This window comes from Verrucosispora sp. WMMA2121, assembly GCF_027460185.1.
In the GTDB taxonomy this organism is placed as follows: Bacteria; Actinomycetota; Actinomycetes; order Mycobacteriales; family Micromonosporaceae; genus Micromonospora; species Micromonospora palythoicola.
On record NZ_JAPZBH010000006.1, the window covers coordinates 3476361 to 3499985 of the forward strand.

The 23625-nt window shown below is 72.0% G+C and carries 22 protein-coding genes; 14 read left to right on the plus strand and 8 right to left on the minus strand.

Annotated features, from left to right (window positions below; translation table 11 throughout):
• Positions 1–87 precede the first annotated feature (87 nt).
• The 12 genes from O7605_RS24535 to O7605_RS24590 all read left to right on the plus strand — a co-directional run bounded on the left by O7605_RS24535 (position 88) and on the right by O7605_RS24590 (position 13258).
• Positions 88–870, plus strand: coding sequence for an ABC transporter ATP-binding protein (locus O7605_RS24535; protein ID WP_269741336.1), 783 nt, complete (start codon positions 88–90; stop codon positions 868–870).
• Positions 870–1589 carry an ABC transporter ATP-binding protein gene (locus O7605_RS24540; RefSeq protein ID WP_269741337.1) on the plus strand — a complete coding sequence of 240 codons (720 nt, stop codon included), beginning with the start codon at positions 870–872 and terminating at the stop codon, positions 1587–1589. Before O7605_RS24535 ends, O7605_RS24540 begins: the two co-directional genes overlap by 1 nt.
• A 15-nt stretch (positions 1590–1604) precedes the next feature.
• Complete coding sequence (locus O7605_RS24545) at positions 1605–2483, plus strand: branched-chain amino acid ABC transporter permease (protein ID WP_269741338.1); 879 nt, start codon at positions 1605–1607, stop codon at positions 2481–2483.
• Positions 2480–3586: a branched-chain amino acid ABC transporter permease gene (locus O7605_RS24550; protein WP_269741339.1), complete on the plus strand. Its 1107-nt coding sequence runs from the start codon at positions 2480–2482 to the stop codon at positions 3584–3586. Before O7605_RS24545 ends, O7605_RS24550 begins: the two co-directional genes overlap by 4 nt.
• A 65-nt stretch (positions 3587–3651) precedes the next feature.
• Positions 3652–4932 (plus strand): ABC transporter substrate-binding protein, encoded by a 1281-nt coding sequence (locus O7605_RS24555; RefSeq protein ID WP_269741340.1) that lies wholly within the window; start codon positions 3652–3654, stop codon positions 4930–4932.
• Positions 4933–5111: 179 nt separating this feature from the next.
• Entirely contained in the window at positions 5112–5723 is a 612-nt protein-coding gene (locus O7605_RS24560) for a TetR/AcrR family transcriptional regulator (RefSeq protein ID WP_269741341.1), read from the plus strand.
• An 81-nt stretch (positions 5724–5804) separates the two neighbouring features.
• Positions 5805–8693 carry a helix-turn-helix transcriptional regulator gene (locus O7605_RS24565; RefSeq protein ID WP_269741342.1) on the plus strand — a complete coding sequence of 963 codons (2889 nt, stop codon included), beginning with the start codon at positions 5805–5807 and terminating at the stop codon, positions 8691–8693.
• A gap of 184 nt (positions 8694–8877) precedes the next feature.
• Positions 8878–9816, plus strand: a complete 939-nt coding sequence (locus O7605_RS24570; RefSeq protein WP_269741343.1) for an ABC transporter substrate-binding protein — start codon at positions 8878–8880, stop codon at positions 9814–9816.
• A gap of 111 nt (positions 9817–9927) precedes the next feature.
• Positions 9928–10719 (plus strand): ABC transporter permease, encoded by a 792-nt coding sequence (locus O7605_RS24575; protein ID WP_269741344.1) that lies wholly within the window; start codon positions 9928–9930, stop codon positions 10717–10719.
• Positions 10716–11543: an ABC transporter permease gene (locus tag O7605_RS24580; protein ID WP_269741345.1), complete on the plus strand. Its 828-nt coding sequence runs from the start codon at positions 10716–10718 to the stop codon at positions 11541–11543. The genes O7605_RS24575 and O7605_RS24580 overlap by 4 nt, the downstream gene beginning before the upstream one ends.
• Complete coding sequence (locus O7605_RS24585; RefSeq protein WP_269741346.1) at positions 11536–12336, plus strand: ABC transporter ATP-binding protein; 801 nt, start codon at positions 11536–11538, stop codon at positions 12334–12336. The genes O7605_RS24580 and O7605_RS24585 overlap by 8 nt, the downstream gene beginning before the upstream one ends.
• A 37-nt stretch (positions 12337–12373) precedes the next feature.
• A complete protein-coding gene (locus O7605_RS24590; protein ID WP_269741347.1) occupies positions 12374–13258 on the plus strand; it encodes a PaaX family transcriptional regulator in 885 nt (294 codons plus the stop codon).
• Here O7605_RS24590 and O7605_RS24595 read toward each other — a convergent pair.
• From O7605_RS24595 to O7605_RS24610, 4 genes are all read right to left on the minus strand, one after another.
• Positions 13255–14781, minus strand: coding sequence for an acyl-CoA synthetase (locus tag O7605_RS24595; RefSeq protein WP_269741348.1), 1527 nt, complete (start codon positions 14779–14781; stop codon positions 13255–13257). The two genes, O7605_RS24590 and O7605_RS24595, sit on opposite strands and share 4 nt — an antisense overlap.
• 62 nt (positions 14782–14843) lie before the next feature.
• On the minus strand, positions 14844–15296 hold the full coding sequence (locus O7605_RS24600) for a MaoC family dehydratase (protein ID WP_269741349.1): 453 nt from the start codon (positions 15294–15296) through the stop codon (positions 14844–14846).
• A gap of 16 nt (positions 15297–15312) precedes the next feature.
• On the minus strand, positions 15313–16194 hold the full coding sequence (locus O7605_RS24605; protein ID WP_269741350.1) for an amidohydrolase family protein: 882 nt from the start codon (positions 16192–16194) through the stop codon (positions 15313–15315).
• Between the two features lie 23 nt (positions 16195–16217).
• The gene (locus O7605_RS24610) at positions 16218–17144 is read right to left on the minus strand and encodes an SDR family oxidoreductase (RefSeq protein WP_269741351.1); all 927 of its coding nucleotides are present in this window, start codon (positions 17142–17144) and stop codon (positions 16218–16220) included.
• Between the two features lie 83 nt (positions 17145–17227).
• On the opposite strand from O7605_RS24610, the gene O7605_RS24615 reads away from it, so the two are divergent.
• Positions 17228–17695 (plus strand): MarR family winged helix-turn-helix transcriptional regulator, encoded by a 468-nt coding sequence (locus tag O7605_RS24615; RefSeq protein ID WP_269741352.1) that lies wholly within the window; start codon positions 17228–17230, stop codon positions 17693–17695.
• Between the two features lie 53 nt (positions 17696–17748).
• On the opposite strand, the gene O7605_RS24620 is transcribed toward O7605_RS24615, so the two are convergent.
• The 3 genes from O7605_RS24620 to O7605_RS24630 all read right to left on the minus strand — a co-directional run bounded on the left by O7605_RS24620 (position 17749) and on the right by O7605_RS24630 (position 22089).
• Positions 17749–19887, minus strand: coding sequence for a DUF6351 family protein (locus tag O7605_RS24620; RefSeq protein WP_269741353.1), 2139 nt, complete (start codon positions 19885–19887; stop codon positions 17749–17751).
• Positions 19888–20045: 158 nt separating this feature from the next.
• A complete protein-coding gene (locus tag O7605_RS24625) occupies positions 20046–20927 on the minus strand; it encodes a PaaX family transcriptional regulator (RefSeq protein ID WP_269741354.1) in 882 nt (293 codons plus the stop codon).
• Positions 20928–21078: 151 nt separating this feature from the next.
• A complete protein-coding gene (locus O7605_RS24630) occupies positions 21079–22089 on the minus strand; it encodes an aldo/keto reductase (RefSeq protein ID WP_269741355.1) in 1011 nt (336 codons plus the stop codon).
• Between the two features lie 109 nt (positions 22090–22198).
• Between O7605_RS24630 and O7605_RS24635 the strand changes: the two genes are divergently transcribed.
• Entirely contained in the window at positions 22199–22807 is a 609-nt protein-coding gene (locus tag O7605_RS24635) for a TetR/AcrR family transcriptional regulator (protein ID WP_269741356.1), read from the plus strand.
• A gap of 31 nt (positions 22808–22838) precedes the next feature.
• On the opposite strand, the gene O7605_RS24640 is transcribed toward O7605_RS24635, so the two are convergent.
• The gene (locus tag O7605_RS24640; protein WP_269741357.1) at positions 22839–23612 is read right to left on the minus strand and encodes an IclR family transcriptional regulator; all 774 of its coding nucleotides are present in this window, start codon (positions 23610–23612) and stop codon (positions 22839–22841) included.
• Between the last annotated feature and the right edge of the window lie 13 nt (positions 23613–23625).

Here is a 23625-nt window from a genome sequence, read left to right on the forward strand (position 1 = left end):
AACCAGGCATCGAGGGTGTTGACGAAACACGCGAGAAACGTACACTCCGAGTGTAATAAGTTTGGTCGTGCGGCGAGGGGCGGGTTGATGGCGGACGGTCTCGCACTGCACCAGGTCGGCGTCCGCTTCGGCGGCCTGACCGCCCTCGACGACGTCTCGCTGACGGTCGGGCCGGGCGAGGTGGTCGGGGTGATCGGCCCCAACGGGGCCGGCAAGACCACCCTGTTCAACGTCGTGTGCGGCTTCGTCACCGCGCACACCGGCACGCTGACCCTCGACGGTCGCCCGCTGCGACCGCGACCACACCGGCTGACTCGGCTGGGCATCGCCCGGACACTGCAGGGCACCGGCCTGTTCGCCGGGCTCACCGTCCTGGAGAACGTGATGGCCGGGGCCAGCCACACCGCCCGCGCCGGGCTGCTGCCGGCCCTGCTCGGGCTGCCCCGCAGCGACCGCGACGAACGCCGGCTGCGCGAGCACGCCCACGCCGTCCTGGCCGACCTGGGCATCACGGAGTACGCCGAGGCCGCGCCGGACACCCTGCCGTTCGCGGTACGCCAGCGGGTCGCGCTCGCCCGCGCGTTGGCCGCCCGCCCCCGGCTGCTGCTGCTCGACGAGCCGGCCGGCGGTCTCGGCGCCGACGACGTCGACACCCTCGCGGAGCTGATCCGGCAACTGCCGCACCGGGCCACCGACCCCTGCGCGGTGCTGCTCGTCGAGCACCACATGGACCTGGTCATGGCGGTCTGCGACCGGATCGTGGTGCTGGACTTCGGGCGGGTCGTCGCCACCGGGTCGCCCGAGGCGGTCCGCGAGGATCCGGCCGTGGTGGACGCCTACCTCGGTGCGGCCGTCGACGAGGCCGCGTAGTGGCCGGCGACCTGCTCACCGTCGAAGCCCTGGCCGCCGGCTACGGGCCGGTGCCGGTGCTGCACGACGTCGACCTGCGGGTGCCCACCGGCACCATCGCCGCGGTCATCGGCGCCAACGGTGCCGGCAAGACCACCCTGCTGCGCACCCTGTCGGGCATGCTGCGCCCGACCGCCGGTCGGATCCTCCTCGACGGCCGTGACCTGCGCGGCACCCCGGTCGAGCAACTCGTCCGGCGGGGCATGGCGCACGTGCCGGAGGGGCGCGGCGTGATCGGTGAACTCACGGTGGAGGAGAACCTGCGCCTCGGCGCGTTGTGGCGGCGGGACCGCACCGCCGCCGGGCACGCCCTCGACGAGGTCTACCAGCTGTTCGAGCCCCTGGCCCGACGGCGGCGACACCTCGGCCACCAGCTCTCCGGTGGCGAACGGCAGATGCTGGCCCTCGGCCGGGCCCTGGTCGGCCGGCCCCGCCTGCTGCTGCTGGACGAACCGTCGCTCGGCCTGGCTCCCCGCGTGGTGGCCCAGACCATGGCGTTGCTGCGCCGGCTGCGCGACGACACCGGGCTGACCGTGCTGCTGGTCGAGCAGAACGTGCGCAGCGCCCTGGCCGTCGCCGACCAGGGCATCGTGATGTCGCTCGGGCGGGTCGCCCTGGCCGCACCGGCCGCCCGGCTGCGCGACGACGCCGACCTGCGCCACGCCTACCTCGGATTCTGAAGCGCAAGGAGGACCGTGGACCGCTTCCTCTTCCTCACCCTCGACGGCCTGTCGAGGGGCGCGGTCTACGCCGCGTTCGCACTCGCCCTGGTGCTCATCTGGCGGGCCGGTCGGATCGTCAACTTCGCCCAGGGCGCGATGGCGGTGGCCGCCGCGTACGTCGCGTACAGCGTGACCGCCGCCACCGGCTCGTACTGGCTCGGCTTCGGCGCGGCGCTGCTCGCCGGGCTGCTGCTCGGCGCGGTCGTGGACCTCGCGGTGATGCGGCTGGTGGACCACCGGTCACCGCTCAACCCGGTGATCGTCGCGCTCGGGCTGGTCCTGCTGATCCAGGCGGTCCTCGGCATGGTGTACGGCAACGAGTACCTGCCCGCCCGGCCACCGTTCAGCCGGACCGCGCTGACGGTCGGTGGCACCGCCGTGCTGTCCCCGTACGACCTGTTCGTCTTCGCCACCGTCGGGGTGGTCGGCGCGGCCCTGGTCTGGGTCTTCACCCGCACCGCGATCGGGTTGCGGATGCGCGCCGCCGCGTTCGCCCCCGAGGTGTCCCGACTGCTCGGCGTGAACGTGGGCGGCATGCTCACCCTCGGCTGGGCGCTCGCCTCGGGTGTCGGCGCCCTGGCCGCGATGCTCGTCATCCCCACCGGACTGGGGCTGCATCCGCACGCGATGGACCTGGTCTTCGTCTCCGCGTTCACCGCCGCGGTGCTCGGCGGGCTGGACAGCCCGCCCGGCGCGGTCGTCGGCGGTCTGGGGGTCGGCCTGCTGCTGTCCTACGTGAGCGGATACGCCGGTGGAGACCTCATTCCGCTCGCGGTGCTCGCGTTGCTGCTGACGGTGCTGCTGCTGCGTCCCGGCGGGTTGTTCGCCCCGGTCACCGCGAGGCGGGTGTGAGCGCCACCCGGGCGGCGGCGCCGCAGGCCAGGCACGCCGCCGCCGATCCCGCCCGGCCCGGCCGGTCGCTGCCGACCGTGGTACGCCACCTCGCCGTCGCGGCCGGCGTCGCGTTGCTGGTGCTGCTGGCCAGCTACCAGCTCGACTCGTTCCGCAACTTCCAACTGGCCACCGTGGCGGCGTACCTCTGCGCCACCGCCGGGCTGACCGTGCTGACCGGGCTCTGCGGGCAGCTCTCGCTGGGACACGGCGCGCTGATGGCCACCGGCGCGTACACCCTCGCCCTGGTGCAGAACGCCTTCGCCGAGCGGGGCTTCACCGCCGGCGGGTGGCTGATCGTGTCGCTGGTGGCGGCGGTGCTGGCCACCGTCGTCGTCGGCGCGGTCGTCGGGGTCGCCGCCGCCCGACTGCGCGGGCCGTACCTGGCCGGGCTCACCCTCGCGGTGGCCGTGGTGGTGCCGGCGTTGACCGTCACCTTCGACGGGGTCTTCAACGGCGAGCAGGGTCTGGCGGTGCCGGTGGCCCCCGCCCCGGCCGGGCTGGGCACCTACTTCCCGCACGAGCGGTGGCAGCTCTGGGTGGCCGCCGCGGCGACCCTGAGCTGTCTGGTGCTGCTGGCGAACCTGGTCCGCAGCCGCTACGGCCGGGCCTTCCGGGCGGTACGCGACGACGAGGTCGCCGCCCGCCTGGCCGGCATCCACGTGGCGCGTACCCAGGTCGTCGCGTTCGTGGTGAGCGCGGCAAGTGCCGGCCTCGGTGGCGCCCTGCTGGCGGTGCTCGCGCAGAGCGTGTCACCCGGCGCTTTCGGCCTGACGCTGTCGCTGTTCCTGCTGATGGCGGTGGTCATCGGCGGTCTCGGCCGACTCGCCGGGGCGGCCTGGGGCGCCCTCCTGCTGGTCGCCCTGCCCGACCTGACCCACTCCCTGACCAACCTGTTCACCCTCTCACCGGCGGCGGCACAGCGGCTGGAGGGCAACCTGCCGCTGGCGATCTTCGGCGCCACGTTGATCGTGGTCATGATCGCCGCGCCCGGCGGCGTGCAGGGGTTGTTGTCCCGACTGGCCCGGGCGCTGCGCGCCCGCTGGCCGGTCGGGCGGTCGTAACCGTTCCACCCGCTCACCGCAACCACCCATATCGCACAACCGGACCGATGAAAGGTCGGTGTCCCATGCGAAGCACGGCACGACGCGGTCTCGTGATCGCCACCACCCTCACCCTGCTGCTCACCTCCGCCGCCTGCGGCGCCGACGACGGTCCCGGTTCGGGCGCGGCGGTGCCCGGCGTCACCGACACGGAGATCGTCGTCGGCACCCACATGCCGCTCACCGGTCCGGCGTCCGCCGGCTACTCGAAGATCGCCCCGGCGACGAAGGCGTACTTCGACTACGTCAACGCCAACGGCGGCGTGCACGGCCGCAAGATCACCTACAAGATCGTGGATGACGGCTACAACCCCGCCACCACCCAGCAGGTCGTCCGGCAGCTCGTGTTGCAGGACAAGGTCTTCGCCATCCTGAACGGCCTGGGCACCCCGACCCACACCGGCGTGCTGGACTTCCTGCACACCAACCGGGTGCCCGACCTCTTCGTCGCCTCCGGCAGCCGCAACTGGGACCAGCCCGACCGCTACCCGAACACCTTCGGCTTCAACCCGGACTACACCGTCGAGGGCAAGATCCTGGCCAACCACGTGAAGACCGCCCTGCCCGGCCGTAAGGTGTGCTTCCTCGGGCAGGACGACGACTTCGGCCGGGACGCGTTGGCCGGCGTGGAGAAGGTGCTCGGTGCCGACGGCGTGGCGGACCGCCAGACCTACGTCACCAGCAACACCAACGTCGCACCGCAGATCGGCGCGTTCAAGGCGGCCGGCTGCGAGGTGGTCATCCTCGCCACCGTGCCCGGCTTCACCGCCCTGTCCGTCGGCACCGCCGCCCGACTGGACTTCAAGCCGCAGTGGGTGGTGTCGAACGTGGGCGCCGACCTGCCGACGCTGTCCCGGCAGCTCGGCGACGCCGCCGGCCTGCTGGAGGGGCTGATCGGCCTGAACTACCTGCCGATGCAGGGCGACAGCGACGACCCGTGGATCCAGCTGTTCACCAAGGTGAACACGGAGCACAACGGCGGTGCGGAGTTCGACGGCAACACCGTCTACGGCATGGCGGTGGGCTACCTGTTCGTGCAGGTGCTGCAGGCCGCCGGCAAGGACCTCACCCGGGAGTCGCTCGTCGAAGCCGTCCGCAAGGGTGGTTACCAGGGGCCGGGGGTGGCGCCGTTGCGGTTCTCCGCCACCGACCACTCCGGCTACGGCGGCGGCCGGCTCAGCCGGGTCGAGGGGGGAGAACAGCGCTACTTCGGCCCCACCTACGAGACCGACGAGGCCGACGGGCCGGTCAACGAGTACGCCGCACCGCCGGTGGCGCCACCGGCCAACGGCGTGCCGAGCGCCTGATCCGTTCGCCCGGTGTGCGCTGGCTGACCCAGGCGGCGCACACCGGGCGCGGTGCGCGAACCGGTCACCGCGAGCGCGGCGGCCCGGCCGTGTCCCACGAGGCTCGACGGGGCGGGGTCCGGTCAACGCCTAGACTCGGCAGGCACGCTCGCAACGCCAGGGTGAGGGGGACGGCGGGGATGGTCAGTGCCGAGGCGGCCGGCCGGGTGGACGGGCGCACCGCTCGGGCCGAGCGCACCCGGGCGGCGATCGTCGAGGCGCATCTCGCCCTCATCTCCGAGGGTGACCTCCGCCCGACCGGCGAGCGCATCGCCGAGCGGGCCGGCATCTCCCTGCGGACGCTCTGGACCAACTTCAAGGACATGGAGACCCTGTTCGAGGCCAGCGGGGCGGAGCTGCTGCGCCAGCAGGACGCCGCCTGGCGGCCGATCTCGCCCACGTTGCCGCTGACCAAGCGGGTCGACGCGTTCTGCCGGCAGCGGGCGAAACTGCTGCAACTGATCGCGCCGTCGGCCCGGGCCGCGCAGATGCGTGAACCGGTCTCCGCGCAGCTGCGCCGCAACCGGCTCAAGCACATCGCCCGGGTACGCGACGAGGTCGAGCAGTTGTTCGCCGACGAACTGGACCGCGCCGGAGCGGCCCGGGACCAGTTGGTGAACGCCGTGGTGGCGGCGTGCACCTGGCCGGCGTGGTCGACCCTGCGCGACGGCCTCGGGTTGGGCGTGGACGCGGCCCGGGCGGTGATGGCCCGCACCGTCGGCGCGCTGCTCACCGAGCCGGCCGACCGCTGAACCCGGGCCGCCGCCCGACAATTCCCTCTTCTCAAGCGCCGACGGGTAGGCGAGACTCGATGCATGATTAATGCATCCACGGTGCAAATAGATGTGCTACGGGGCCGGCAGGCGGAGTGTCGGGAGATCCGGAGGCTACTGGCGGCACCGGCCGGGAGAGCGCTGCTGCTGCACGGCGAGCCGGGCTCCGGGCGCAGCACGCTGCTGGCGTACGCCCACCGGCATGGTCGGGAGCGTCGACTGCTCGCCGCCGCCGGCCTGCCCGACGAGGCGACGCTGCCGTACGCCGGGTTGCAGCGGCTGCTCGACCCGGTGCTCGACGGCGCGGGCGCGCTGCCCGAACGGCAACGGCAGGTGCTGCGCCGGGCGATGGCCGGCGAAGGCTGTCGCGACCAGGACCTGCTCGTGCTCTCCCACGCCGTGCTCGGTCTGCTCGCCGAGGCCGCCCACGACGGTCCGCTGCTGTGCACCATGGACGACCTCGACGCGGGCGACGCTCCCACCGCCCGGTTGCTGACCCTGGTGGCCCGACGCCTGCCGCACCTGCCCGTCGTCCTGCTGCTCGTCACCGGCAGCGACAGCGGGGCGGACGCGATACCCCGCCACCGGCTGGAGCCGCTCGACGAACCGGACAGTCACGCCCTGCTGACCGCTCGCTGCCCCTCGCCGCCACCACCGGGCCCGGTGCTGGCCGGGCTGAGCGCCCTCGCCGCCGGGAACCCGCAGGCTCTCGTCGACCTCGCGGACTCGCTGACACCCGGCCAGTGGCAGGGTGCGGAGCCCCTGCCCGCGGCCGTGCCGGCCGACGGCGACCTGGGCCGGGCGTACCGTGGACTGCTCTGCCGGCTGCCGGACGACGCGCGGCACGCGCTGCTGCTGGCCGCGCTCGCCGCGACCGCCCCGACCCACCCGAGCCCGGCCGACCAGGCTCACGTCGTGGATCCGGTGACGCTGGGCCGGTCGCTGCGAACGGCCGGCGGCGGTGTCGACACGCTCGCACCGGCCGAGGCCGCCGGCCTGATCCGGCTCACGGCGGCGGGTGGCGCCGCCTTCGCGCGACCGCTGACCCGCGCCATGGTCGAGGCCACCGCCTCCCTTGCCGCGCGCCGCGACGCCCATCTGCTGCTCGCCGCCGTGTTCGAGGGCACCGGAGCCCGGTTGCGCCGGGCGTTGCACCTGGCGGCGGCGACCGACGGACCGGCACCGGCATTGGCCACGGAGTTGGCGGACGCTGCCGGTGACCGCGCGGACCGCTCCGCCGCGGCGACGGCGCTGGCCCGGGCGGCCGAACTCAGCGACGATCCGGTGCTCGCCGCCAGCCGGTGGATCAGCGCCGCCCGATCCGCCTGGCAGGCGGGCGAACCCGACCGGGCCCGCGCGTTTCTGCACCACGTCGCGGATGCCCCCAGCGGTCCGGCTGCGGTACCGCCGGGCGGACGTGACAACGGACCCGACGCGTCGCCCCAGGAGATGTCGCCCGGGCCGGCCGGGCCGGGTGCCGGCGGCGACGTGGTGCGCGATCGGGGGATGGCCGCCATCCGGGGCCTCGCCGAACTGCTGCATGGCGAGATGCGGCTGCGCTGCGGACCGGTGCCGGCCGCGCTGCCGACCCTGCTGGCCGCCGCGAGCACGCTGGCCGACGTCGACCGCGAGTCGGCGCTCGTCGCGTTGGTCCGGGCCGGCGAGGCCGTCTGCTACTGCGGTGACCAGTACCGCTACGCCGAGGTGGCCCGCCGGATGGCGGCGCTTCGGCACGACGCGGATCCGCCGTGGGCGGAGTTGCTGACCACCCTGGTCGCCGGAGTGGCCGCGACGCTGCGCGGCGAACACGCCCACGGCGGCCCGCTGCTGCGTCGGGCGGTGGTGCTCGGCGGCCGGCTGACCGGTGCCGCGGCGACCCCTACCGCGTTGACCGGCGCGGCCGTGGCCGGTCTGCTGGTCGCGGTGGACGCCGCGGCGTACCGGCTCGCCGACCACGCCGTCGAACGTGCCCTCGACCGGGGTGAGGTGTCCCTGCTGCCCAGGGCGCTGGAACTGCGGGCGATGAGCGAGTACTGGCTGGGCCGCCACGAGGCCGCGACGAGCAGCTGCCGGGAAGGACTGCGGGTGGCGCGGGCGACCGGCCAGCACACGAGCGTCGGCGCACATCTCGGTCTGCTCGCCGTGCTCGCAGCCGTACGCTCCGACCGCGACACCAGTCTGGGTCACGTCGCCGAGCTGGGCGACGCCGCCGTGCCGGGCAGTCGTCCGCACGCCCTCGCCGAGTGGGCCCTCGCGTTGCTGGACCTGGCCGAGGCCAGGTACGCCGACGCCGCCGACCGGCTGGCCGCGCTGGCTCGACCCGGTACCGGGCGCGGTCAGGTGCTCGTTCAGGTGATGGCCACGCCCCACCTGGTGGAGGCCGCCGCGCACGACGGTCGGCACGCCCGGGCGCGCGGCGCGCTCGCCGTCTTCGACAGGTGGGCCGGCAGCACCGCCAGCCCGCTGCGCCGGGCGCTGTCGGCCCGCTGCCACGCCCTGCTGGCCCCGCGCGGCAGCACCGAGGCCGAGCAGCATTTCCGGGCCGCGCTGTCGCTGCACCCGACCGATGCCGCCACCTTCGAACGGGCGCGCACCGAGCTGCTCTTCGGCCGGGAACTTCGCCGCGCCCGCCGTCCCCGGGAGGCCCGCGATCACCTGCACCGGGCCCGGCAGACCTTCATCCTGCTCGGCGCGCAGGCGTGGGCCCGGCAGAGCACAGTGGAACTGCGCGCGGCGGGGGAGTCCGTCGGCCCGCCGGACCCGCACGCAGTGCGGCTGCTCACCGGTCAGCAACTGCGCATCGCGCACCTGGTCGCCGCCGGCGCCACCAACCGGGAAGTGGCCAGGCAGATGTTCCTGTCCACCCGAACCATCGACCATCACCTTCGCAACATCTACCATCGGCTCGGTATCCGGTCCCGCACCGAGCTGGCGCGCGCGTTGGGCTGACGTGCCCAAACCGATATTCAATCGATTCATGACGGGCGTCAGAATTTCTTGACATTCGAAGGTCGGTGGCCGACGATGGCCAACACGGCCGGGTGATCTCACTCACATCGAGCCCGCCGTAGGTCTGAAGGCGCCCGTAGGTGTTGACGCGCCCACCACCCCCGCCCCAGGAAGGGCCTTGTCGATGAAGAAGGTATTCACGCTCGGGCTGATCGCCAGCGTCGCGATCGCGCTCGCTGGATGTACGGACTCGGATGCCACCCCCTCGGGAGAGGACAGCGGCGAACTCCGCCAGGTTCGTGTCGCGGCCCTGCCGATCACCGAGACCGCCGCGTTGTGGGGCGGCATGAAGGCCGGCATCTTCCAAAAGCACGGACTCTCGGTCGAGGTGCTGCCCGCCCAGGGCGGGGCCCAGGCCATCCCCGCGCTGATCAACGGGGACATCGACTTCGCCATCGGTCAGCCGTTCGGCCCGTTCCGGGCCGACCTGCAGGACCTCGGCGTGGTGATCATCGGCAACTACGCCTCGTCCTACGCCGAGGGCGACGACATCAACGCCGTGGTGGCCTCGGCCAAGTCGGGCATCACCCGGCCGGCGGAGCTCGCGGGTAAGCGGGTGGCGGTCAACAGCCTCGGTGCGGCCGGCGACGTGACGATCATGGCCGCGGTGGAGAAGGACGGCGGTGACCCGTCCACGATCAAGTTCGTCGAGGTCGCCTTCCCCGACGTCCCGGCGCAGCTCGAAGCCGACAACATCGACGCCGCCTGGGTGCCGGAACCCTTCGTCACCCAGCTGCGCAACCGTGGTGACACGTTCGTCGTCGCGCCTTACCAGGCGGTCGCCCCCGGTCTGGCGACGCTCACCGCCATCACGACGAAGGAGCAGATGGACTCCGAGGCCGAGCTGGTCGCCGACTTCACCGCGGCGATGAAGGAGACCCTCGCCTGGGCGCAGGACTCCGCCAACGAGGCGGCCGTCCGCCAGGCGATCAAGGACAACCTGGAACTCCCGGAGCCGGTCGCGGACTCGGTGAAGCTGCCGCGCTTCGGCTGGGAGCTGGACCGGGCGAGCCTGGAGTCGCTGGCCACGCTCGCCGGCAAGTACAAGGTGCTCGACCAGTAGCCCAACTTCGACCGCCTCATCCAACAGCAGTAGTAGCCGGCGCGGTCCCGCCCTTCCCGGTCACCGGCCGGGAAGGGCGTCGCCGCCGACCACGGGAGCAACATGCACGTCTTGTCCCTCCGACGTCCCCGTTCGCTGCGCAAGGTGATGCTGGGCGTCGTCGGGCTGACCGGGTTCCTCGTCGTCTGGCAACTCGTGCCGACCCTGGGCCTGATCAACTCGCAGTACCTGCCGTACGTGACCGACGTGTTCGCCCGGCTCGCCGAGGAGTTTCGTGACCTCGCCTTCTGGCGGCGGCTCGGGTACACCATGACCTCCTGGGCGATCGGTCTGGCGGTGGCCACGGCCGCCGCGGTCGTCCTCGGCACGATCGTCGGGCTGGTGCCCTTCCTGCGCCGCGCCACCCACACGGTGGTGGAGTTCCTGCGGCCCATCCCCTCGGTGGCGCTGATTCCCCTCGCCGTGCTGTTGTTCGGCATCCAGATGCAGGCCGCCCTGCTCATCATCATCTACGCGTCGTTCTGGCAGGTCTTCGTGCAGGTGATCTACGGTGTCGCCGATGTCGACGCGGTCGCCCGGGACACCGCCCGCAGCTTCGGACTCACCCGCCGCGAGCGGCTGTCGTACCTGGTGCTGCCGACCGCCCTGCCGTATCTGATGACGGGCGTCAGGCTCGCCGCGGCGGTCGCCCTGATCCTCGCCATCACCGCCGAGATGGTGATCGGCAACCCCGGTCTGGGCCGGATGATCGAGCTGTCCCGCTCCGCCGGTGACTCGGTCGGGCTGTACGCCTTCGTGGTGGTCACCGGGCTGCTCGGGCTGCTGGTGAATCTCGTCTTCCGGTTCATCGAACGACGTTCGTTGTCGTGGCACCAGTCCGTACGCGGTGAGGAGGTCCTGTGACCACGCACACCGGCCGGATCGGCTACCGGTCGTCGCCCGGGTGGCGCCTCGGGCGCCGGGTCGCCGCGGGTTTCCTCTATCCCCTCGGGCTGCCCTTCCTGCTGCTGGTGATCTGGGGGCTGGCGTCGAGTTCGTCGACGAACCGGTTCTTCCCCGGCCCCGTGACGATCTTCGAAGCCTTCCGGGAGACCTGGATCGGCCCCGCGTTCGTCGACGATGTGCTGCCGAGCCTCTACCGGCTCGCCCTCGGCATCGCGGCCTCGATCGTGATCGGCATCGCCGCCGGGACGCTCATCGGGCTGTTCCAGTGGCTACGGGAACTGCTCGAACCGCTGCTGGAGTTCTTCCGGGCCATCCCGCCACCGGTGCTGATCCCGGTCGTGATGCTGCTGCTCGGCATCACCGACACGATGAAGGTGGTCGTGATCGTCTCCGGCGCGGTCTGGCCCATCCTGCTGAACACGATCGACGGTGTCCGGGCCACCGACAGCGTGATGTCCGAGACCGCCGACTCGTTCCAGATCACCTGGTGGGAGCGGCTTCGGTTCCTCGTACTCCCGGCGGCCAGCCCACGGATCATGACCGGGGTCCGGCAGGGGCTCTCGGTCGCGCTGATCCTGATGGTCATCTCGGAGATGTTCGCCTCGTCCGCCGGACTCGGCTACCGGATCGCCTACTTCCAACGTAACTACCTCATCGCCGAGATGTGGAGTGGCATTCTCCTGCTCGGCCTCGTCGGCGTGCTCCTCGCCGCGACCTTCGGTGTCGTTGAGCGACGGGTGCTGCGCTGGTACCACGGAATCAGGGAGGTCAACCGTGCCTGACCAGAGCACCCTGCTGCGGGTGGAGCATCTGCGCAAGGTCTACGAGTCCACGAACGGCGACGTCGAGGCGATCGGTGACATCAGCTTCACCATGCGCTCCGGTGAACTCGTCTGCATCGTCGGGCCGTCGGGCTGCGGCAAGACCACCCTGCTGAAGTGCCTCGCCGGTCTGCTCCGGCCCACCAGCGGTCTGGTCGAGATGGACGGGACGCCGGTGACCGGTCCGAGTCCGGCGATGGCCGTCGTCTTCCAGGAGTACGGCCGCAGCCTCTATCCGTGGTTGACCGTCCGGGGCAACGTCGAGCTGCCGCTGCGGCACAAGCGGCTGTCCCGCCCCGCCCGGTACAAGCTCGTCACCGACGCCATCGAGGCGGTCGGGCTGGCGCACGCGGCCCGCAGTCACCCGTGGCAGCTCTCCGGCGGCATGCAGCAGCGGGTGGCGATCGCGCGGGCCATCGCGTACCAACCCGAAGTGCTGATCATGGACGAGCCGTTCGCCGCGGTCGACGCGCAGACCCGCGCGGACCTGGAGGACCTCGTCCGGGAGCTGCACACGAACCGGAAGATCTCGGTTCTCTTCGTCACCCACGACATCGACGAATCGGTGTACCTGGGGGAACGGGTGCTGGTGTTGTCCGCGTCGCCGACCTGGGTGCAGGAGGATCTGACCGTCGACCTGCCGCCGGAGCGCGACCAGATCACCACCCGGGCGCTGCCGCGCTTCACCGAGCTGCGCACGCACGTCTACGACCAGATCCAGCGTGCGAAGCGCGGGCAGACCGTCGCCCCGTGATGGTGCCGAGGGGCGGATCCGCCCGAGGGGGAGGGCTGTGCGCAGTCGTCAGCCGAAGCAACTGCTGCTCGCGTTCTTCGGCGAGCACGTCGTCGACGATGACCCGGGGCCGATCCGTGCCAGCGTCCTGATCGGTGTCCTCGAAGGAGCCGGCGTCGCCGCACCGGCGACCCGGGCGACCCTCGACCGGCTGGTGCAGACCGGCATGCTCGACCGGAGCAAGAGCGGTCGGGAGATCCAGTTCTCGCTCACCGAGCACGGAGTGGCGGTGTTGCGGGAGGCCACCGCCCGCGTCCGGGGCCCGCGCCCGTTCGATCCGCAGGGCACCGGCTGGACCCTCGTCACGTTCACCATCCCCGAGGGGCAGCGGACCCTGCGCCACCGGTTGCGTTCCACACTGACCTGGGAGGGTTTCGCGCCGCTGCGCGACGGGCTCTGGCTGGCACCCGGCGAGGTCGATCTCGCCGGTTCGTTGGAGCCGCTGTGCCAGGACCTTCCTCCCCAGACGGTCATCGCCTTCCACGCCCGGGAACTAGCCGGCTTCCCGATCGCCGACAGCGTCCGGGCGGCGTGGGACATCGAGGCGATCCGGCGCGAGCACCTGGCGTTCATCGAGGTGTGGGGCGACCCGGGCGCCGCGACCCAGGCGGCGAGCGCGCTCACCGTACGCACGATGCTGGTGGCCGACTGGCTCGCGTTGCTGCGCGCGGACCCGAGGCTGCCCCGCGAGTTCATGGACGCGCAGTGGCCGGCCGGGCGGTCGACCCAGGTCTACCGGCGGATGCACCAACGGCTGGCCGCGGCCTCCGCCGAGGAGTTCGCCGCTCTCGTCGGCGGTGGCACCACCGGTGCGGTGGCCAGGAACGTCGGTGGTGTGGCGGCGCGGGCGGGCGGCGATCCGGCCCGGCGCGGTCGGGCCTAACCCGCGAACCGGCTCCGCAGGTCGGCCTTGCGCACCTTCCCCGACGCGGTGCGGGGCAGTTCGTCGACGACGACCACGTTCTTGGGCACCTTGTAGCGGGCCACCCGGGCGTCCAGGAACTGTCGCACCGTGGCCAGGTCGACGGTGGCGTCCTCGCGCACCGTCATGATCGCCCAGGGCACCTCGCCCCACCGCGCGTCCGGTACGCCGATGACCGCCACCCCGGTCACCCCGTCGATCTCGCCGAGCAGGACCTCGATCTCGGCCGGGTAGATGTTCTCGCCGCCCGAGATGATCATGTCTTTGAGCCGGCCCGAGATGTAGAGGTAGCCGTCGGTGTCCAGGTAGCCCAGGTCGCCGGAGCGGAACCAGCCGTCCGGGGTGAACGCCTCGGCCGTCGCCTCCGGCAGCTGGTGATAGCCGGGGAAGACGTTCGGGCCGCAGATCTGGATCTCACCGATGCCGTCGTCGGCGATCGGTGCGCCGTGTTCGTCGGCGATCCGCACGCTGGTGAAGAAGTGCGGCAGGCCCACGCTGCCCTGCTTGGCGCGGGTCATCGCCGGAGGCAGTGACGTCGCGCCCGGCGACGCCTCGGTCATGCCGTAGCCCTGCGAGAAGGACAGGCCGCGCTCCTCGTAGGCGTTGAGGATGCGGGTCGGTACGGCCGAGCCGCCGCAGGTCAGCTTGCGCAGCGTCGACAGGTCGGTGGCGCTCCAGTTCGGATGGTCGGCCATCAGCTGGTACGTGGTCGGCACGCCGCTGAGCATGGTGACGCCGTGCCGCTCGATCTGGGCGAGCGCGCGTCCCGGCTCGAAGCCCTTCTCCAGCACCAGCGTGGCGCCCTTGAGGATGACCGGTAGTGCTCCCATGCCGAGGGACGCGACGTGGAACAACGGCGAGATCATCAGCGCGACGTCGGTCGAGACCACGTCGTAGTCGACCACGCAGTTGAGCGCGACCCAGGTGAGGTTGCCGTGGGTCAGCACGGCGCCCTTGGCCCGCCCGGTCGTGCCCGAGGTGTAGATGATCGCGGCCGGGTCGTCCAGGCTCACCGCGACGGCGGCGCGGGCGTCCGCGGCGGTCGTGCCCAGCAGCCGGGTCAGCCCCGGCCGGTCGGCGGTGCCCTCCCCGGTGACGACGACGCGTGGGGACGGTCCGGTGCCGATGGCGGCGGCCACCCGATCGGCGAACTCGGGATCGTGGATCAGCACCCGCGCGCCGCAGTCGGTGAGCACGTGGGTGACCTCGGGCGGTGCCAGCCGGGTGTTGACCGGCACGAAGACCGCGCCCAGCCGCGCCGCGCCGAACATCACCCGGAGGAAGTCCGGACTGTTCTCGCCCAGATAGGCCACCGCGTCGCCCTTGCCGACGCCGAGCTGCCGCAGCAGCGCCGCGACCCGGTCGGTGCCGTCGGCGAACTGGCGGTACGTCACGGTGGCGCCCTCGCCGTGGACGAGGGCGACCTTGTCGGGGGACTTGAGTCGGCGCTTGGCCAGCCAGGCGCCGATTCCCTGTTCGTGCATCAGCGGACTCCCGGTGGTGGAGGATGGTGCGTCGATGCGTGGCCGGCCGGGCCGGTGAGCCGTCAGGCGTAGAAGCGGTACAGGCCGCGCGCCACCACGGCGGGCTTGGTGCCGCCGTCGATCTCGATCGTCTGGTCGACGGCGATCTGGTAGCCACCGGTCACCTCGACGACCTCGGCGACCGTCGCGGTCATCCGGACCCGCGAGCCGACCTTGACCGGGGCCGGGAAGCGCACCTTGTCGAGGCCGTAGTTGACCTTCGTGGTGACCCCCTTCACGTCGAGCAGCTCGGTCCAGAAGGGCACCGCCAGCGAGAGCGTGAGGAAGCCGTGCGCGATCGGCGCGCCGAACGGCCCGTGTCTCGCCCGCTCGGGGTCGACGTGGATCCACTGGTGGTCGTCGGTGGCATCGGCGAAGAGGTTCACCTGGTCCTGGGTGACCGTCCGGTAGTCGGTGTAACCGAGGTCGGTGCCGGCCAGGTCGGCGAGCTGTTCGTAGGTGATCGTCGTCGTCATGAGCGTCCTCTCGTCGTCAGCTGGACAGGCCCAACAGCCGGACGGCGTTGTCCTTCAGAATGCCGGGGAGCACCTCGGGCTTGAGGTCGGTGGCGCGTACGTCCCGCAGCCAGCGGTCGGGGGTGAGCAGCGGGTAGTCGGTGCCGAACAGCACCCGGCGCTTGAGCAGTGAGTTGGCGTACCGTACCAGCTCGGCCGGGAAGTACTTCGGGCTCCAACCGGACAGGTCGATCCAGGTGTTCGGCTTGTGCGTGGCCACCGACAGCGCCTCGTCCTGCCAGGGCACCGACGGGTGGGCCATGATGATCTGGAGGTCGGGGAACTCGGCCGCGACCGGGTCGAGCAGCATCGGGTTCGACAGGCCGAGCCGGAAGCCGTAGCCGCCCGGCATGCCGGCACCGATGCCGGTCTGTCCGGTGTGGAACAACGCCGGCACGCCGGCCTTTTCCAGCAGACCCCACAGCGGGGCGTACCGCTCGTCGCTCGGATCGAAGCCCTGCACGGTGGGATGGAACTTGAAGCCGCGTACGCCCTCGTCCTCGATCAGCCGACCGGCGAGGTCGAGCGCCGCCGCCCCGGTGCGTGGGTCGACCGATCCGAAGGGGATCAGCACGTCGGCGTGCTCAGTCGCGGCGCGGGCGATCTCCACGCTCGACAGCGGCTGGTGCGCCAACTGGGTGCGGGCGTCCACGGTGAACACGACGGCGGCCATCTGGCGTTCCCGGTAGTACTGCGCCACCGCCTCGATCGCCGGGCGCGGCCCGTCGGCCTTGAAGTACTTCGACACCGCCGCCACCAGGTCGTCGGGCAGCGAGTTGTGGCCGTGCTCGTCGACCTCGATGTGCACGTGCACGTCGATCGCGGTGACGGTGTCGAGGTCGATGGCGGGCTGGTACATGATGGGGACTTTCCTCCGGCGGGTCAGGAGCCTGCGGTCTTGAACTCCTCGGGGAGGTCGGGGAACCGCTCGCCGACGCTCTGCAGCGCCCCGTCGAACGTCGCCGGCCAGGCTTCGAGCAGGGCATCGTACGTCCAGCCGCCCTCGCGGTGGGCGGTCAGCGCCGCCTCCGGGTGGGTCCAGATCTGGAGCCGGTCGCCGCCCACCCCGATCACCTGCCCGGTGACGCCGCCGGCCGCGTCGGAGCCGAGGAACGCGATGAGGCCGGCCACGTCGTCGGCCGTGCCGAAGCCGAGATCGTGCCGGAAGAACGCCGGCATCGGCTCGCCCTGCTCGGCCGCCCGCACGGCGGCGGCGAAGTAGGGAACCGTGGCGGTCATGGCGGTCGCGGCCACCGGAACCACGGTGTTGGCGGTGATGCCGGCGCGCTTGAGCTCCAGCGCCCAGGTGCGCGTCATGCCGACGATGCCGGCCTTGGCGGCGGCGTAGTTGGTCTGGCCGAAGTTGCCGCGCTGGCCGGTGGGGGAGCCGATGCAGATGATGCGGCCACCCTCGCCCGCCGCCCGCATGTGCTGCACCGCCGCGCGCACGGTGGTGAAGGTGCCGCGCAGGTGCACGTTGACGACGGTGTCGAAGTCCTCGTCGGTCATCTTCCACAGCACGGTGTCGCGCAGCACGCCGGCGTTGGTGACCAGGATGTCGAGTCGCCCGAAGGTCTCGACGGCGGTGGTGACCAGCCGCTCGGCGGTCTCGGTCGGGCCAACCGGAGCGACCACCGCGGCGGCCCGCCCGCCGAGCGCCTCGATCGAGGCGACGGCGTCGGCGGTGGTCTGCGCGTCGACGTCGTTGACCACCACGGCGGCGCCCTGCCGGGCGAGTTCCTGCGCGTACGCGAGGCCGAGACCGCGTCCGGATCCGGTGACGATGGCGACCTTGCCGTCCAGGGACATGGAGAACTCCTTCGTGTTCACCCGATCTGAACACGGACCGTTGAAAATGTCAATCATTGGTAAAACGCGCTACCATCGTCGCCATGTCCGCTAGCGGGAAGACCCGGCTGCCGGGGCGGGACGCCCTGCGGGACAGCGTGCTCGGCGGTGACCTGGTCTTCCTGCTGGCCCGCGCCAACGCCCTCACGCTCGCGGCGGCCAACGCCGCCCTCGCCGAGCACGGGCTCAAGGCCCGGTCCTACTCCGTGCTCGCGCTGGCCGCCGACGGGGTCCGACCCACTCAGCGGGAACTGGCCGAGTTCCTCCGCCTCGACCCGAGCCAGGTCGTCGCCCTGGTCGACGGGCTGGAACGACGTCAGTTGGTGCAGCGCCGCACCGACCCGGCCGACCGGCGGGCCAATGTCCTCGTCGCGACCGACGCCGGTCGGGACCTCTTCGCCCGCGCCCAGCAGGCCGCCCGTGCTGTCGAGTTGGGACTGCTGGCCACGGTCACCCCCGAGGAGCACGAGCGGCTGGCCGGCCTGCTGCGCCTGCTCGCCTTTCCCGACTGAGCGCGGGCGGGAGGCTGCTCGCGACGAGCGAGCCTCCCCGACCACGCTGCGCGTCAGAAGCGGATCCAGGTGCCGGCGAGCGGGCGCTGCCCGACGCCGGGTTTCGACCAGTCACAGACTCCGTCGGGGAAGACGGCACGCAGCCGGTCCCACTGGTCGGCGGTGAAGCGCACCCCGTACCCGGACTTGCGCAGCGGCTGGAGCTGGCACTTGAGCACCGCCGAGGTGGTCGGCCCACCCGCCACCACCCGGGGATTGCGGTGGTACCGGTAGAGCTGGTTGCACCGGGCGTCCGGGTCGAGCGTCAGCCGCTCCACGATCCGTTCCCCCTCGGGCGTGACGCAGCCGTCGGCCACGCCGCGCGGTCGCGACAGCCGGGTGAGCGCTTCGGCGTGCAGGTGCGGCCGGGTCGCCGCGAGCCGGGTCCGGGCCGTCAGCCAGGCGTCCATGTCGGCCAGCGCCCGCTCCTGGAGTTCCGCGCCGGCCGCTCCTGCCGGGCCGGTCACGCTGACGTGGTTGTCGGCGTTGCCGTTGGCCCGCACCAGGCGTTCCCGCATGGTCCAGGAGCGGAACCGGTCGTGGAAGTCTCCGGTGGGGTCGGTGTAGCCACGGGTCTCGATGACCGGGGTCCAGCGCAGCCCGCCGTCGAACTGGTTGACCCGGCCGGTCGCGTACGCCCTGCTGATCGCCGCGACGTTCGCCGAGGTGCGTTGCGGCGTGCGGTTGCCCGCCACGTCCAGCCCGCCGATGCCCTCGTTGAGCCGGACGAACTGCTCCGGGCTGATGACGCCCGCCCGGAGCGTCGCCAGGCCGTACTGCACGCCGACAGTGTCCGGGATGATCGGCCGGCCGGCACCGGTGTCGGGGTCGACGCCGTAGACGTTCGAGACGAAGTCCGCCATGGCGCAGCGGATGCCCTCCGGGTTGGTGTCCGGGTGGTAGCGCCGGTCGGCGGGGATGTGGGCGGGGCAGGCGGTCGGCCAGTCCACGCTGTCGAAGAACTGGTAGCCGAAGCAGGTGTTCGGGCTGCCGAAGCCACTGACGGCGTGCTGCTGGGCCGCCGACAGCCCGGCGGCGGTGGCCGCCTGGGAGATGAACCGGCACTCGTGGCCGGAGATGGTCGTGGAGCGCTCGTCCGGGTAGCCGATGCTGCCGATGACGCCGTCCAGGATGCCGGGGTAGGCGTTCGAGATCAGCAACTGCTGCATGGTGCCGGCCGATCCACCCCACCCCATGGTGAAGGCCGGTACGCCGAGCGTCTCGACGAAGTGTTCCTTGACCATCATGGCTGTCTCGGCGGACGTGACGTCGTTGCAGTTGTGCGCGTACACGTTGAAGGTCGCGCTGGCGACCGCGTAGCCGCGGCTCAGCAGCGTGTGGTCGAGTACGCCGCCGGTGCTGGTGGCCTGGGTGTGGCCGATGCCGCAGGCGCCGCCGAAGGTGTAGACCAGCCGGTCGTTCCAGCCGCGCGTGGTCGCCCACGGGCTCGGGGCCGGGGTGCCCGGCTGGTGCAGCATGGCGATCTCGTAGACCGCCCGGTTGATGGTGCCGCGTTCGATCCGCACCACGTACGGGACGGTCCGGCCGGCCGTGGTGGTGGTGCTGGCCACGTCGGCCGGCAGGGGACCGTCGGGCAGGTCGACGAAGCTGCCGGCGGTGCTGCGGTACCGGTAGCTGACCTGGGCCTCGGCCACGTGGCAGTTTTCGTCGACCGGGCCCAGGTTCCAGGGGCTGCCCGAGGCGGTGCAGAACAGCGGGATGTGTGGCCCGGAGAAGACCGGGCCGGCGGCCGGATGGTTGACCACCGTCAGCGTGGCGCCGGGCCGTTGCCAGCCCCACCGGTTGGCGCGGACCTCGATCCGGTTGCGGCCCAGCCTCAGCCGGTCCACCAGGCCGAGCAGGGTCCACCTGTCGCCGACCGAGCGGAAGCGGCTGGTCACGTCACGACCGTCGAGGCGAATGGTCACCCGGTGCGGTGCGACGGTGCGCGGCACGGTCACGCGCACCAGGGCGTCGCCGCCGCTGACCATGTCCGCGCGACCGGACACGACCGACACGTCGAAGCCGCGGTCGATGCCCTTGACGGTCGCCGCGGCGGCTGGTGCGGAGCCGCCGACCAGCGCGGCGGCGACAAACGCGGTGAGTGCCGCCCGTAGGTGCCGGACGTTCCGCCTCGTTCGGTGGGTGGGCATGGCGGGACCCCTCTCAGCCGGGGACGGACGGCTGGGCCTCCGGGGCCGAAGGCACGGAGGAAACGTAATGCGAAAACTGACCGGCAGTCAATGGAAGTGCAATGCATCGATGTCGTGAGGTGGCCCTGGGCCGGGCTCGGCACGGATGTACGGTGCGGTCAGACCGGTTCGAGCCGCTGGACGAGGTCCTCGAAACGTTTCTGGGCCAGCGGAGCCAACGCCTCGGAGATGCCCAGGAACATCGCCCGCGCCTCGGCGCGCGGGAACGACGGGGGCAGGAAGTCGACCGGCAGGTCAGGGTCGGCACCCACCAGCGCCCGCCAGTCGCTCACCAACTCGGTACGCGCGACGAGCGCCTCCGCCGCCGGCACCCCGCCGGCCCCGGCCCGACCGGCCAGGGCGCGGTAGCGGTGCAGGAAGCCCCGGTACCCGGCGGCCACCTCGTCGATCCGCCAGGCGGCCTCCAGCCGCGCCCTACCGTCCGGCAGCAGCTCCAGGTCCGTGGAGCGCAGTAGCACCGCGTCGGTGACGCCGAGTTCGCTGAGTTGCTCGCGTGCCTCGTGGAGCCGGTCGTGCGGGGTGACCCAGGTGGCGTCGTACAGCGGCCAGAACGTCAACCAGCGCAACCGGGCCCGGATCAGCCGCCGCTGGTTCGCGTCCTCCAGCGGCACGGTGAACGCGATGAGCGTCCAACTGCCGTCCCAGGTGCTCTCGTCGGTGCTGGCGAAGATGCGCCGGGCACCCTGCTGAAGGAGGTGCCACGCCGGCTCGGTCAACCGGTAGCTGGTCCGCCGGCCCTCCTTGGTCCGGTGCAGCATGCCCCGCTGGGTCAGCCGGGCGAGCGTGGCGCGGGCGTTGGCGGGCGCGATGCCGAACTCCGCGAGGACCGCCACCAGCCCCCCGGACGGCAGCGGCGCACGACCGGCGTGCCAGTGGTCGCCGAGCAGGGTCACCAGCAGACGCTGGGCGCGGGCCCGCCCGACCGCCGTCCGCTCCGACGACGAACCCGGCGGTGCCAACTCGCCCAGCGCGTCGCTCACCACGACGACGCACCGGTGGCGTTTCGGTCGGTGTGGGGCTGACCAGAGCGCATCAACACCCGGTCACGTTACTGCGCCAGGTGACCGGGAGGTACCGCCTCACCCGACCGGCCGGTCCACCAGCCCTCGCCGGCGGGCCGGGCGCCGTCCGTCACTTCTCGCTGTCGAGCAGCGCCATCATCGGCGCGGCGTACCGCTCCCCGGCGGCGGAACCACGCGGCACCGCCTGTTCGATCTCGTCGAGCATCTCCCGGTCGAGGGTCAGCTCGGCGGCGGCCAGGGACTCGGCCAGGCGGGTACGGCGACGTGCGCCGACCAGCGGCACCACGTCCGTGCCCTGTGCGGCGACCCAGGCGATCGCCACCTGGCTGGTGGTCGCGTCCAACCGCTTGGCGACCCGGCCCAGCGCGTCGACCAAGCGCAGGTTGGCCTGCAGATTCTCACCCTGGAACCGGGGGCTGCCGGCCCGGAAGTCGGTGCCGGTGAGCTGACGGTCGGGCTGCCAGTGCCCGCTCAGCAGGCCCCGGGAGAGCACACCGTACGCGGTCAGACCGATGCCCAGCTCGCGCAGCGTCGGAAGGATGGACGTCTCGGGGCCCCGGGACAGCAGCGAATACTCGATCTGCAGGTCGCTGATCGGTGCCACCGCCGCAGCCCGGCGGATGGTCTCCGAGCCCACCTCGGAGAGCCCGATGTGCCGGATCCAGCCGGCCTCCTGCATCTCCCGCAGGGCGCCGACGGTCTCTTCCACCGAAATCTGCGGGTTGAGCCGTGACGGGCGGTAGATGTCGATGTAGTCGGTTCCCAGCCGGCGCAGCGAGTATGCCAACCGGTCCTTCACGGCTGGACCTGATACGTCGTACGGCACGGGCTGGAAGGCGCCGTCGGGGGCGCGGCGGGAGCCGAACTTGACGCTGAGCACCACGTCTTCCCGAGAACGTTCCTTGAGGACCCGCCCGATCAGCATCTCGTTGTGCCCTGAGCCGTAGAAGTCCCCGGTGTCGATCAGGTTGATCCCGGCGTCCAGCGCGGCGTGCAGCGTCGCGAGGCTCTCGGCCTCGTCGGCGGGGCCGTACAGGTCCGACATGCCCATCGCGCCGAGGCCGAGGGCGGAGACCGTCGGGCCGGTCGTGCCGAGCGTGCGTCGCTCAATGGTCGTCATCTGGTCCGTCCTCCACAGGTGGTTCCTTACCGGCAGCCGATCGCTGCTGTATACACTACGTCCATATAACTCTCTCGGAGACACTGTGTCCATATAAGTGGAGGGGGCAGTGAGCCAGCCCACGTCGGAAGCCGGCGAGCCGCGCCAGCGCGGTCGCGGTCGCCGCCCGGCAGACCAGGTACGTCAGGAGATACTCGCGGCGGCCGGAAATCTCCTACTAGAGGAGGGCATGGCCGGATTCACCATCGAGAAGGTTGCCGCGCGCGCCGGTGCCAGCCGAATGACGATCTACAAGTGGTGGCCGTCCAAGGGTGCCCTCGCCCTGGACGGCTACTTCGCCGTGGTCGCGCCCACGCTGGCTTTTCCCGACACCGGGGACATCGTCGCCGACCTGACCAGCCAGCTCGTCGCCTTCGTCCACCTGATGAACGACACCACCGCCGGGCGGGTGATCAGTCAGCTCATCGCCCAGTCGCAGACCGACTCCGACCTGGCCGCCGCCTACCGTCAGCGCTACTCCGGGCCTCGTCGGGCGCTGGGGGTGGAGACCCTCAACCGGGCGGTGTCACGGGGACAGTTGCGGGCCGACATCGATCCGGAGTCCGTCATCGATCAGCTCTGGGGCGCCTGCTATCACCGCCTGCTCATCCCGGACCAACCGCTCACCGAGGAGTTCGCCCGGACACTTGTGGACAACCTCATGCGCGGCCTGCGCTGACGCCGAGCGTCCCCACGGGGCGAAACCGGCCTCACCCGGCCGACCGCCGTGACCCGTACGGGGTGCCGAGCGATCGGGAGATGGTCCGGCCGGCCGCCTGGACCAGCGGCGCCAGCGCCACCGGGTCCGCCCGGTGCTGCGCGACCACGAGTGAGATCGCGGCGACCACCGCGCCCTCCGGTCCGCAGATCGGGGCGGCCACCGAGAGGGCGTCCATGGTCACCTGACGGTCGCTGACCGCGTACCCGGTGCGGCGCACCTCGGCCAGCCCGCGCCGCAGCCGTCCGGGATCGGTGATGGTCAGCGGGGTGTACCGCTCCAACGGCGCGGCCAGCACCTGTTCCTGCACCTCGGCCGGCGCGTACGCGAGCAGCACCAGCCCGACGCCGGTGGCGTGCAACGCGAAGCGGCCACCGACCCGGGTGAGCACCGGCACCGCGTGTCGACCGGCGATCCGTTCGATGAAGACCAGTTCCACGTCCTGCCGGACGGCGAGCTGGACGTTCTCGTGGGTGACCTCGTACAGGTCCTCCATGGTCGGCAGCGCCAGCTCGCGCAGCCCGAGCCCCCGGGGAGCGAGCGAACCGACCTCCCACAGCCGCAACCCGATCCGGTACCGCCCGTCGTCACCCCGCTCCAGCGCACCCCAGGCGACCAACTCGGCGACCCGGCGGGACGCGGTGGGCAACGGCAGCTCGGCCCGCCGGGCCAGCTCGCTGAGGGTCAGCGCCGGGCTGGCCGGGGTGAACGCGTCGAGCAGGGCCAGCACCTTGCTGGTGACCGACCGTCCGGGCTGCGCGTCCACCCCGCCATCATGC